The organism is Streptococcus azizii, from assembly GCF_001984715.1.
In the GTDB taxonomy this organism is placed as follows: domain Bacteria; phylum Bacillota; class Bacilli; order Lactobacillales; family Streptococcaceae; genus Streptococcus; species Streptococcus azizii.
Genome location: NZ_MSPR01000014.1, coordinates 1 through 12,402 on the forward strand (window position 1 = coordinate 1; position 12,402 = coordinate 12,402).

Annotated in this window: 10 protein-coding genes, 3 tRNA genes and 1 other annotated feature; of the genes, 1 reads left to right on the forward strand and 12 read right to left on the reverse strand. The window is 45.3% G+C overall.

The window, feature by feature from the left end:
- From BVE84_RS07325 to rplU, 3 genes are all read right to left on the reverse strand, one after another.
- Positions 1–3,937, reverse strand: a 3,937-nt coding sequence (locus tag BVE84_RS07325) for a MucBP domain-containing protein (protein ID WP_076996408.1), incomplete at its 3' end; no start/stop codon positions are given.
- Positions 3,938–4,142: 205 nt separating this feature from the next.
- Positions 4,143–4,436, reverse strand: coding sequence for a 50S ribosomal protein L27 (gene rpmA / locus BVE84_RS07330; RefSeq protein ID WP_076996409.1), 294 nt, complete (start codon positions 4,434–4,436; stop codon positions 4,143–4,145).
- A gap of 50 nt (positions 4,437–4,486) precedes the next feature.
- Positions 4,487–4,801 carry a 50S ribosomal protein L21 gene (rplU, locus tag BVE84_RS07335; protein WP_076996410.1) on the reverse strand — a complete coding sequence of 105 codons (315 nt, stop codon included), beginning with the start codon at positions 4,799–4,801 and terminating at the stop codon, positions 4,487–4,489.
- Between the two features lie 34 nt (positions 4,802–4,835).
- Positions 4,836–4,906: a sequence feature (ribosomal protein L21 leader region), on the reverse strand.
- Between the two features lie 291 nt (positions 4,907–5,197).
- On the opposite strand from rplU, the gene BVE84_RS10745 reads away from it, so the two are divergent.
- Entirely contained in the window at positions 5,198–5,284 is an 87-nt protein-coding gene (locus tag BVE84_RS10745) for a type I toxin-antitoxin system Fst family toxin (protein WP_135017516.1), read from the forward strand.
- Between the two features lie 320 nt (positions 5,285–5,604).
- Here the strand turns inward: BVE84_RS10745 and BVE84_RS07340 are convergent, their stop codons facing one another.
- From BVE84_RS07340 to BVE84_RS07380, 9 genes are all read right to left on the reverse strand, one after another.
- A complete protein-coding gene (locus BVE84_RS07340; RefSeq protein WP_076996411.1) occupies positions 5,605–6,051 on the reverse strand; it encodes a VOC family protein in 447 nt (148 codons plus the stop codon).
- Between the two features lie 181 nt (positions 6,052–6,232).
- Entirely contained in the window at positions 6,233–7,453 is a 1,221-nt protein-coding gene (gene thiI / locus BVE84_RS07345; RefSeq protein WP_076996412.1) for a tRNA uracil 4-sulfurtransferase ThiI, read from the reverse strand.
- Positions 7,454–7,456: 3 nt separating this feature from the next.
- Positions 7,457–7,768, reverse strand: coding sequence for a hypothetical protein (locus BVE84_RS07350; protein ID WP_076996413.1), 312 nt, complete (start codon positions 7,766–7,768; stop codon positions 7,457–7,459).
- A 251-nt stretch (positions 7,769–8,019) separates the two neighbouring features.
- Complete coding sequence (locus BVE84_RS07355; protein ID WP_076996414.1) at positions 8,020–9,162, reverse strand: cysteine desulfurase family protein; 1,143 nt, start codon at positions 9,160–9,162, stop codon at positions 8,020–8,022.
- A 378-nt stretch (positions 9,163–9,540) separates the two neighbouring features.
- On the reverse strand, positions 9,541–10,569 hold the full coding sequence (locus BVE84_RS07360; RefSeq protein WP_076996415.1) for a threonine aldolase family protein: 1,029 nt from the start codon (positions 10,567–10,569) through the stop codon (positions 9,541–9,543).
- 61 nt (positions 10,570–10,630) lie between these two features.
- Positions 10,631–10,702, reverse strand: a tRNA-Arg gene (locus tag BVE84_RS07365).
- 34 nt (positions 10,703–10,736) lie between these two features.
- On the reverse strand, positions 10,737–11,942 hold the full coding sequence (rpsA, locus tag BVE84_RS07370) for a 30S ribosomal protein S1 (protein WP_076996416.1): 1,206 nt from the start codon (positions 11,940–11,942) through the stop codon (positions 10,737–10,739).
- Between the two features lie 123 nt (positions 11,943–12,065).
- Positions 12,066–12,137 (reverse strand) — tRNA-Gln (locus BVE84_RS07375).
- A gap of 141 nt (positions 12,138–12,278) precedes the next feature.
- Positions 12,279–12,359, reverse strand: a tRNA-Tyr gene (locus tag BVE84_RS07380).
- Between the last annotated feature and the right edge of the window lie 43 nt (positions 12,360–12,402).

A 12,402-nucleotide genomic window follows, 5' to 3' on the forward strand; every position in this document is an offset into this window, starting at 1 on the left:
GTGTGTAGCCAGGGATATGTGGCAATGGTGGGTTATCACTTGGGTTTTCTGGGGTCTCATCGTACGGTACTGGTGGACGGTCACCTGGGTTTTCCTCATTTGGAATGTATGGTAGGTAGCTGCCTAGTTCACGGTAGACGTAGGTGACATCTGTGTTGCCCTCTACCACTTGACCAGTTTCCTGACCTTGGGTCCGCTCTGGAATGAGCTTGTACTTCTTGCCATCTTTTTCGATGATGGTTGGCTTCTCACTGTCATTTTCACCCGTATTGTAGTCTGTGCCGACTGGTGCGTCAGTGGTATCCGTGTAGTCATCCTTGATGGTATTGCCCTCGGTGTCCTTATAGTGGACGATGACGCTGCCTTTTGGCACCTCAATCAATCTATAGATAACCTTATCATGATAGTCTTGATCCGTTGCTTGAACCCTTTCGTGTCCCCCTGTGGAGTCTTTAGAAGTAGAGTCCCCTCTGTCCACTTCTTCGGCATAAAGGGTATAGCCCTCTAAGGTTGGATTTGGGTAGTCTGCAAAAGAACCTGTTTTCTGATTGGTCACTAATTCATAGCGCTCATCAGTGACGGTCCAATCATTCCAAACAACCTCACCTGTCACCAGATTGATAGTACCGGTCCGTCTGAAATGCAGACTATCGGTCTTGGTCGCAATCTTATCTGCAGCTACTGGTTGACGATTGCTACCGTCAGTATTCTCAGTGTAGTAGGTCACTGTCCGTGTGACCGTTTTCTTCATGCTGTTTGGATCCTTGGCATCCGGATCTTTTGGATCTGGATAGGTTGGCTTATTGGGATCATTTGGCACCTCACTGCCTGGGACAACCGGTTTGTTTGGCTCAAATGGTACGATTTTCGGTGTCAAGTCAATGTAGTAGGTATCTACTCCATCTTGACCGTTAAAGTCTTTTCCAGCTCCGTATTGGTCTGCGACTAGCTGATAGCCTTGCTTCAAGTATCTATCAATCACAGCTTGCTTAGTGGCTTCGGTATACGGAATGGCAGTAGCACCTCTGCCTTCGAACTCCTCTGTCCGTTCCAATTCCTGCACAACCTTGGTTCCGTCTTCATTGACATGACGGAAGATGACAACCGCCTTATCCTTTTTGACTTCTCTGTAGACGTAGGTGACGTCCTTGGTACCTTCTGTTACCTTGCCAGTCGTTGGGGCAGAGCTTACTAGGTGATTGTCCCCATCAACCCGACCAACAGGATAGGTACCTGCTGGCACCAATTCATAGGTCTTACCATCTGTTCCAGTAAAGGTTGGCAACTTATGCTCACTGGTATTGTAGTCAGTACCTGTAGCCAGCTGGTCAGAGTCGGTCACGGGTGCTTTAATGGTCACTCCATTTTCATTGACATAGTGAACGACAACCGTTCCCTTAGCCAATTCGTAGTAGTAGACGATACGGGTTGTTCCTTCGACAACCTTACCAGTTTCATTACCGCCAACTCTCCCCTCGATACGGTTATATACCTTACCATCTGCCGTGGTAATTTTCGCAGGTCGATTATCAGTAGTGCTATAATCTGTGCCTGTAGAGCTTGCCCTAGTATCTACCACCGCTCCTTCCCAGGCTGTCTTTTCTTGGGTTTCTGAATCAGAGACACGACCGATTGTTTTGCCGTCTGAGGAAATTCCTGTAATCGGGGCATTGCTTCCGTCTACCCTGTAAAGGACAACAACATCCCCCTTCACCTCTTGGTAGACATAGGTCACCGTTTGATCGGTCTCTGTCACTTTTCCAGAAACAGGGGCGCTAGATGCCAGATGACTGTCTGCTTCGACACGTCCAACAGGATAGTTACCAGCTGGAGCTAGCTTATAGGTTTTCCCGTCCGCTGTTTTAATGGTATTCGGCTTGTGATCATTTGTATCGTAGGCCGTATCATACTTCCCATCCTGGGTATCAGTCACCCGATCCACGTAAGTTCCGCCTTTTGGAACTTGGAGGGTATTTCCATTGACATCCTTATAGGTTACATAGACATTGGCCGTCTTCGCACGATAGTAGTAAATCACATCGTCTGGTTGATAGACGGAATTATTCACATCCAATGTTCGATTTAAATTGTAGCGTGAATTAGTAGCTGTAAACGGTTCTAGAGTTACTTCACGATAGGCAGTTGCATATTCATCTGGTGTTGGAGCTACATTTGAACCCGTTGGGCTGGAGTAGCGGACTTGGATAAACTCAACCATTCCTCGAACTCCGTTAAGCGTTCTTCTGGTCTGCTCTTCCTGAGTTTTATCCAAATCTGTATAAATGAAGTAGTTCCCTCTATTCTCAAAGAATTCGCGAGCAGAAGGTAGTGTGGCTGCCACACGATCTTTGTCCACCTTGACTGAATTAGAAAATGTCCCCGCTGCTTTCGCCCATGTTATATAGGCTTCAACCTTTGTTTTTCCACCCTCTAACATCGTTAACTTACGGTACAAGGTTCCCCTATTTGTGACAGTGCGCTTATAGAGGATATCTCCAACTTTTTCAGCACTATCACTATTGATAACATAATTCTCATTACCTTCTGTTTTAATCAAGTCATAGCCCTTGATATCAACTGGTCTAGTAGTATAGTTGGTCAAATCATCCCAGCCGTATTGAATAAACTCTGGGCGCAATTCCCGATTTGTTCCTTCTTCCAAGAACTTAGTCACCTGAATTCCCCAATGACCAGGAATAACTGTATTATTTACTGAAGGTTGTGTCTGCGTATAAACATTAGTCCCGTAAATCGGCAAGAAATTAGCAAGGGAATTGTCAATACGTTTTTTTATCTGAAGAATTGGCTTTCCAGTTACTGGTGAGAAAGACACATCAATAACCGCATAGGAACCGCTTCCATTTGCAGCCTGATCCAGAGGGATACTCTGCCCAGCAGTCAAAGTTTGCATATCTATTGTGGTTGTAGCAATAACTCCACCGCCTTTAGATACGGTAACATACAAGTATCTCGGCTCTCCTTGCTGGTCTACATCTCTTTTAGAAACCGAGAAGGTATATTGACGTCCTATTTCAGATGGCTTATCTCCTTGACCTCGTTCAGGTGTGTATAAATTTTCAATAACTGATACTGTCTTCCGTCCCGGAGTTGGATCGATATAAGGTGTATAGCCATCTTTTTTTAAGATACGCTCTGAGGTTGTATATCCATCATTCGGCTTATCTGATGATGTCTCGGTCGCCGCCCTAAAGACTCCCCCTGTCGTCCCTCCTCTTTGACGGAGATTTTGGTAGTTCCGGTTAAAGGTCAAAGCCCGAATCTGTTCCTCACTCAGCTGTGAAAAAATTTCCTGCGTCATGTGGAAATCACCAAAATCCCTCTCGCCTAACTGGGCAATCTCTTGTGCTGACATTTCTTTCAAACGACTGACAGTCAAAATCTTGTAGGCAGATTCCTCCAGTGCCTTGTCCTCAAGATTAACATCGTGCTCTCCCACTTCTTGGGACGGAGGAGTTACCTCAGCTAATCCCGCTGGAGTAGTGGATGCTTCAGCTTCAGCTACGGGAGCAACAGGAGCCGCACTGATCGTTCCTTCTGAACCAGCCACTTCTTTGCCTTGCTGATCAAGAGCCTTTGGCTCAGCCTTTTCCTCCACTGCAACTTGAGTTCCTGACGGATCAGCTGTGTCCCCTGACTCCCCTTCTTCTTTTGTAGCCTCCGCTCTCACCTCTGCTACTGGAGTAGGTTGAAGGGGTAGTCCTGCTGCTTCGACCTCCTTGTCAGCTACACTATCTTGCCTCATCACAAGAGCCGTAGTCGACTGATCTTCCAAAGCCACGTTCTCCTCGGCACGTGCCACCTCAGGTCCTGTTACCAGAAGAGCCCCCAATAAAACGCTGACTAGCCCAAAGTGATACTTCCGAAATGAGAAGCATTGCTTCAGTGTATACCAATCAAAACCTTTACGATTTTTCATATAGAACCTTTCCTTTCCATTTATAGTTCCTTCCCCATTATACCCCCCCCCCGACTTTTGCAACTAATATGAGTTAATATTTCAAATTTTATTATCCTATCAAAAAAAGAGGCAAACTTCTTTGTCCTGATAGACCATGCCTTACCTCTTATGAATCAAAAAAAGAACTCGCAAAAGCAAGTTCTTTGGCACACTGATAAAATGACTATTTCGCAATAGGATAGACGGATACTTGTTTTCTGTCACGTCCCTTACGTTCAAAGCGTACGACGCCTTCTACTTTCGCATAGAGCGTGTCGTCTCCTCCGCGTCCTACATTAGTCCCTGGGTAGATTTTTGTACCACGTTGGCGGTAAAGAATAGAACCACCTGATACTGTTTGACCGTCAGCAGCTTTTGCTCCAAGACGTTTTGCTTGAGAGTCACGACCATTTGACGTTGAACCTCCACCTTTTTTGTGGGCGAATAGTTGTAAGTTTGCAAGATTCAAGTTTAACATACTGTTATTCCTCCAATATTCTGTGATGAGTGTTGTTTGCTAGAACAGCATTAAGCGTTGATAGCCTTGATAACAACTTTTGTATAAGGTTGACGATGACCTTGTTTACGGTGGCTACCTTTTTTAGGTTTGTATTTGAAAGTAACAACTTTCTTTTGTTTTCCTTGTTTTTCAACAGTTCCAACAACAGTAGCACCTGCTACAAGTGGAGTTCCGACAACAGTCTTTTCACCACCAACAAGAACAACTTCGTTAAATGTAACGTCTTGACCAGCTTCAACGTTTAATTTTTCAACGTAGACTGCTTGTCCAACTTCAACTTTAACTTGCTTTCCGCCAGTTTTAATGATTGCGTATGTGCTCATTATGCACCTCCTATGATAGTATGGGGATCTCCCAATTTTTGTGAAGACTCGCCTAGCATCGTGGGACGAACCACTTAAACGATGATCGAGCGGTTGCACAGGCTGTGCATAGTCAACATTCTTATTCTACCACCCTTCTTTCTATTTGACAAGTATTTTGTGCCTTAAAAATTATAAACACATTCTAGATTTTCTAACTGTTGGTACAAACTCTCTTTCATCAACAGGTCGGGTGTCCATCCTAAACATTCTTTAAAAAAGTATTTTTAAATATATCACCTACTTCAAAGGTTTACCTGTTTATTTTTTGTTCCAAGAAGAATTTATGCTATAATACTATTTGGCACCAACAAAACACCGCCTGTCGAAAGGAGTGAGTTGTTAGTGTGATCAAATATCTTTCAAAATCTCATCGCACCAATCTTGGTTGGGATAGTCCTTGCACTACTTTCTAAATGGCTAGATAAGAAAGACGATGAGTAAGTGCCACTAGCTCGGACGTAGTCAAGTTACAGACTACGCAAAAAAATCCCCTTGTAAAGTCCTACAAATGCAAGGGGATTTTCCGTTGCCTCGTGTAGAGGTCAGACATCTTTCCTCACACTGTTATTGTAGCATGCAAGCGTTGAAATTGTCAAGAAAAAACACCAGCCTTTCACAGCTGGCAGAAATAATGTATATTAACTCCTCACTCTTCAATACTTGCCATCCAATCGTTTAGGAGAACTGGCACTGGTAGCTTAGTGAATAGTAACAACTCCTGTAATTGCGGCTACAGCGCCAGAGGCTTTGATCCCCTCCAACTATTCTTGTCCTGCATAGTATTCTTGACCATAGCCGTCAACTTCTGCATTGATTTGCCAAGAAATCCCGAACTTATCTGTCAAGCTACCATAGGCTGGAGACCACGGAACTGCCTGTAGTTCCATAGTAATAGCGCTTGCGTCAACAGATAGATTGCTGTACAGTTCTTGAGCTGTTGTCGCGTCATCTGTAATAAGGGCAACTGTCATATTGTCACCAACTGTATAGGGCATCTCAGGATGATTGTCTGAAATCATAAAACGTTGACCATTCACGTAAAGCTGGGCATTCATCACGTAGTTCTCCCATTCCTTCGGGCAATCTGGCACGAAGTCTTTAAACATGTTCACCTGCTCAACGCTTGCTCCTAGAGCAGCCTGATAAAACTCGATAGCTTCTAACCCTCTCCCTTTTATCACCAAATAAACTTCCATTGATTTCAGCATACATAACCTCCAAGATAGTGATAGCCCATTATATCATGACTTCATCCTGCGGACAAACGTTTCATACTCTTCTTTAAAAGCCCGACGATACCTTGGCCTCCTGCGACTGAAGCCAGCCTAAAACTCTAGGCAAAAAAAGAGAACCGACCTCTCAGTTCCCTTAGATATTTTAGAATCTGTCTTACAGTAGATCAGCAAGCCATTCATCGACCTGGTCCTGCTCTACTTGTGGGGTAATGGTCGTTACCATGATACCGCTGACCGCTCTCTCTACCAGCCCTTTTACATCCAGACGGCTTTCGTACTGCTCAACATTTTTAATCTTCGGATTGGTCTTGGGACGATCTGGGGCAAAAATCGTACAGCAGTCCTCAAAGGGCTGAATCGAAATCTCAAAGGTATCGATTTTTTCAGCGATCTCGATAATTTCGAGCTTGTCCATGGTCACAACAGGACGGATAACAGGGGTAGTGGTCACGGCGTTAATAGCCTGCATACTCTCTAGAGTCTGACTGGCTACCTGCCCTAGACTTTCTCCATTGATGATGACGAGACCTCCACGGTCCTCGCGAATGCGATCGGTAATCCGCATCATGAAACGGCGCGTCAGGGTCATGAGATAGGCCTCAGGTGCCTTTGCCTTAATCTCTTCTTGGATCTCTGTAAAAGGAACCTCGATGAACTGGATATTGCCACCGAACTTAGTCAATTTGCGGGTCAGATCCTGGGCCTTTTTTAAGGCGCCTGGGCTAGTGTAGGGGGGACTAGCAAAATGGACAGCTTCAATATCAACACCACGTTTCAAGGCCAGATAACCTGCTACAGGGGAGTCTATCCCCCCAGATAGCATGAGCATCCCCTTGCCGGAAGTTCCGACCGGAAGTCCACCTGCCCCACGAATGGTTTCATAGGAAATATAGGCTGCTTCTGTGCGAATCTCTACCCGTAGCTCAATATCGGGTGCCTTCATCTTGACCTGGGCTGTTGGAATAACTTCAAACACAGCATTTCCTAAGGTTTGATTGAGCTCACGGCTGTCTAGCTCAAAACTGTGGTCACTCCGCCTACTGGACACCTTAAAGGTCATTCCTTCTTGGTAGATGTCCGTCATGATTTCTTGCACCGCCTCGATCAAGGCTGGAACCGATTTTTCAATCCTATAAGACGGGGAGAAATTTTGAATCCCAAAAACCTGCTGGAGACTTTCTGCTACTGGCTGATAGTCTGTTCCATTGAGATAGACATGAGCCCTGTCACGGTCTGCCATGACCTTTACGGCTGGATAAATGGACAGGACATCCTGAATATTGCGTTTAAGTTTAGTGATAAATCGCATCCGGTTCTTGCCCTTTGTAGACAATTCCCCATAACGAATCATCATTTCTGAATAGTTTAAAACCATGTACTATGTTTCCCTTTCCTGTAAGAAAGGAAAGACTCCTTCCTTCGCTAGCTGCCACTTTTCATTTAATTCCCTTGCTTCAGCCAGCCCACGCTCAGCTGTGACCAAGGCAAAATAACCAACGTTGTCGGTGTAGGCCCACTTACTATCTGCCAGGTCCATCTGGTGGGCATCCATGAACCGCATGCGCTCTTCTCGATGTTTAATGGCTGCCAGTTGTCTCTTATCAAATTGATTGGAGACACTCAATGGATTATTGCGCCATGTGTAGATGACTTTGTTCAGATGAAAGATCTTATTTGCCTTTGGATACAATTTCCAAATAAGGGCGCCGTCCCCATCTAACTCATCTTCTACAAATCTAATCGTATCAAATAATTCTTTTTTAAACAGAGAACCCCAAACCGTGGTGATAAGATTGGTTTTGGATACTCCTAATGCAGTCTTCTATGTGCTTCACTCCATTATAAACAGGCAGAACAATAGAAATTAGGCTGCTCTGCTCTGCTCTGCTCTGCTCTGCTCTGCTCTGCTCTGCTCTGCTCTGCTCATAATTATACCCTCTTTTATCTTACTTTGCACGTTTTGTGATATATTTTCTTAAAAATTGTTAAAAATTTCTCTATCTGGCTCCTATCATTTTCCAAGTCTAGACTCAGGCGAATGGCGGTTGTGGCCAGTTGAGGCTGGACTCCCATAGACAAGAGAGTTCCTGCTGGCTTTCCGACCTTGGAAGAGCAAGCCGAGGTCGTCGAGACGTAGATACCGTAGTCCTCAAAAGCATGGAGCAAGACTTCCCCTCGCACACCTTTGATGCCAAAGGTCAGAATATGGGGGGCAAAGTGGTCTGTTCCTGAAAAGATACTGACATCTTTATAGGTGGACAGGTTCTGGATGAGTGCCTGTTTCATCTGACCAGTTTTCCTGCTAAAGTCCTCTTGCTGCTCCATCGCCATACGGAGAGCCTTAGCAGTTGCGGCAATACCTGCTACATTTTCGGTCGTTGAGCGCTTATCCGCTTCTTGACCGCCACCTGCTAGTAGCGAGGTAATCTTCTTTCCGTTTTTGATGTAGGCAAAGCCGACACCGCGAACTCCATGAAACTTATGGCTGGAAAAGGTCGCAAAATCAACACGATCTGTCAGATAGTCAGCTGTAGGGATTTTAGCCAGTGCCTGAACTCCGTCCACGTGAAAAGAGATGGTCGGTCTGTCTTTTAGCAGGTCGGAAATAGCTTGGATGGGCTGAATCGATCCAATCTCATTATTGACGGCCATAACAGATACCAAAATAGTATCCGGACGCAGTAAGGCAGCTAGTTTTGTCACATTGACGAAGCCGTACTGATCAACTGGGGCAAGATCGACCTCAAATCCTTGTGTCGCCAGCCAGAGTGCTGCCTCCTTAACTGCGGGATGTTCCATCTCTGACACAATGATGTGCTTGCCAAATGGCGCCTTTTCAAAGGCAACCCCCTTGATAACCCAGTTATCCCCTTCTGTCCCACCAGAGGTAAAAAAAATCTCCTGTGGCGCAACTCCTAATAAGTCTGCAATTTGCTGTCTGGAAGCCTGCAAGACTCTGTTTGCTTGACTGCCAAGACCATGCAGGCTGGAGGGATTCCCCCACATTTTGCTGGCGACTTCTGCATAGGTTGCTAGCACCTCTGGATAGGGTCGAGTCGTTGCTGCGTTGTCGAAATAAATCATATGTACTCCTCTTTTTCTATCTGTCAACTTCACACCTGATGGCGACAATACACCTGGCTGAGTGAAAAGCTCCCGTCTAGCCTTTCAGACTGTTCTCTGCAAACAGGATGGAACGATTGGGAAAAGTCGGGAATCTTCTGGTAGGTCTAGTGAAAGAGGATAGCCTTGCTAGCCCGTATTTCCGTCGTTACCTTTCACAATTTTCCATTTATAGTCATTTAGTTTATCTTTTATTACTTCGTTAACTCGCTTTGCCGTACTCCAGTACAGCCTTCAGCTCGTTGCCTAGTACTAAAAGCAAACTAAAAGACTGTAAAATCTTGATGTTCATAAGGCACAGACCTGACAGATAAAAACTCTGTGGTGATAGAACTTCTGTTACAACATCTGCGCTAGAGCATTGACATCGGCTTGACTGGTAGACCAACTGGTTGCCAATCGGATAATGGTATAGGTATCATCGTATTTCTCCCAGAAGCCATAGCAGACACCAGACTGCTCTAACTTTTCTAATTCAGCATCTGTCACCAGTAAAAATTGCTGATTCGTAGGGGATTTGAGATAAAAGCGATAGCCTTTTTCTTCCAGCAGTGCGACCAACTGTTCTGCCATGCTAATCGCATGCTGTCCTAATTGTAGGTAGAGATCGTCTGTAAAGAGACGGTCAAACTGGACTCCTGTCAAACGTCCCTTGGCTAAGAGAGCCCCGTGCTGTTTCACAAGAGTCGTAAAATGCTTGGGCTGATTCCCCTTGGTAAAAACAACAGCCTCTCCCATGAGCGCCCCCATCTTGGTTCCACCGATGTAAAAGACATCCGTCAGGTCTGCAATCGCTGGCAAATCAAGGTCGGTCGAGCGAGCTGCTAGGGCATAGCCCAGACGCGCCCCGTCTAAGAAGAGGGGAATGTGGTAGTCCCTGCACACCTTGGATAAGTCAGATAACTCCTGTTTGCTATAGAGCGTCCCGTATTCTGTAGGGTGTGAGACATAGACCATTCCTGGAAAGACCATATGCTCATGGTTAGCATCTGCATAGAAAGCCTCCAAGAACTGACGGACAGCATATGCCTCTATCTTACCATCCTTGTGGGGCAGGCTCAAGACCTTATGGCCTGTATACTCAATCGCCCCTGCTTCGTGTATAGCAATGTGACCTGTATCCGCTGCAATCACTCCCTCGTAGGAAGCAAGCAGGGAGGCAATCACCACTTGATTGGTCTGGGTGCCACCTGTCAAAAAGCTGATCTGGGCCTGGGGACAATTAGTAGCTATGCGAATTTTCTCAGCGGCACGCTGACTATACTCATCTGCACCATAGCCTGCTAAGCCCTCATCATTGGTCGCAAGGAGGGCATCCAGTATCGCTTTATGCGCCCCTTTGTTGTAGTCATTTTCAAAATGTAGCATGGTACTCCTGACCTTTCATAAACTAAAAAGCCTTGGTTTCAAGGCTTTTTATACTAGACAATCCGTCCTGAGGGAATCGAACCCCCATCTCAAGAACCGGAATCTTACGTGATATCCATTACACTAAGGACGGCAAGAGAAAGACTTGCACAGGGCAAGTCAAGTGATTACAATTCAATGTCACCGAAAAGGTCAGCCATTGAGAATCCAGTTTGCGTTTCTGGAAGTTCAAAATCACGTTTTTCTTGACGTTTTGGACGACGTGGACGTGATTCACGTCTCTCAGCTCTCTCTTCACCTTCAGCTTGTGCTGGACGCTCTTCTAAGGCTTTGATAGAAAGAGATACACGTTCATCTGCAGCATTCACCTCAAGAACTTTAACCGTTACATCTTGACCAACTGTTAGAGCATCTTTAGGATTTTCAACACGTTTGTGTGAAATTTGTGAGATGTGGACAAGTCCATCAATACCTGGCAATACTTCGACGAATGCACCGAAGTCTGTCAAACGTTTTACCTTACCTTCGATCACATCACCAGCCGCTAGCTTTTGCTCAACGCCATCCCAAGGTCCAGGTGTTGTCGCCTTCAATGAAAGGGATACACGACCTTCTTCTTCGTCAATGGCAAGAACTTTTACCTCAACTTCTTCGCCCACTGACACAGCCGCTTTAGGGGATACGTTACGCTCATGTGACAATTCAGTCAAGTGAACAAGTCCGTCTACACCACCAAGATCGATGAAGGCACCGAAACTTGTAATACGAGCGACTTTACCAGTGACATTCTCACCGACTGTCAGCTTGCTAAATACTTCTTGACGAGCTGCTACTGCTGCTGCTTCTACCACATCACGACGTGACAAGATGAAGCGGTTATCTGCTGGAGCAACTTCCTTGATTTTTGCTTCAAACTCTTGCCCTACGAAACGTTCTGTGTTACGAGTAAAGCGCGTATCAATCATGGAAGCTGGGATAAATCCACGTAGCCCTTCAAATTCAACGGAAAGTCCACCTTTTACTGCGCGGGTCGCCTTAACAGTAACCACTTCACCTTCACGTCCAACAAGTTTGTCCCATGCCTTGCGTGCTTCTAAACGTTTTTTAGATACAAGATAAGTAACAGTGTCTGTATCTTTACCAACTACTTGGCGAAGTACAAGCAATTCAAGCGTTTCACCAACTGTAACAAGTTCGTTGATGTCAGCTTCGCGGTCGTTTGTCAACTCACGAAGAGTTAGGACACCCTCAACACCTGTTCCAGCAATCGCTACATTCGCTTGACCAGCATCAACTGTCAATACTTCTGCAGTTACCACATCACCAGGTGCAACTTCACTTACACTGTTCAACAAATCTTCAAATTCGTTCATTATAAAAAAACCTCCGACAATCAAGTCTCTCGACTCAACATAAAATATATTTTAATTAAGGCACACGCAAGGACTAACAAAAGAGCAGCTTTGACGAATTAGGAAGCCTTCCTAATACCTTGACTGGGGTAGCTGGATTCGAACCAACGCATGAGGGAGTCAAAGTCCCTTGCCTTACCGCTTGGCTATACCCCAAAGTGATTTTGCTCTAAGATATTTTAGAAATGAACTCGGGCTAAACGCGGTGTAAAAAAGATAAATTGCCTAGCAAACCAGGATTTGCTGTCAATTTCCTATTTTTACTTTGCGTTTTAAACGTCCTTTGTATCCTAGGCATGGAGAGAGAGGGATTCGAACCCCCGAACCCGAAGGAGCGGATTTACAGTCCGCCGCGTTTAGCCTCTTCGCTATCTCTCCTCAGCACTAACAGTCACTATTCTAGCATAAAATAGTGACTATT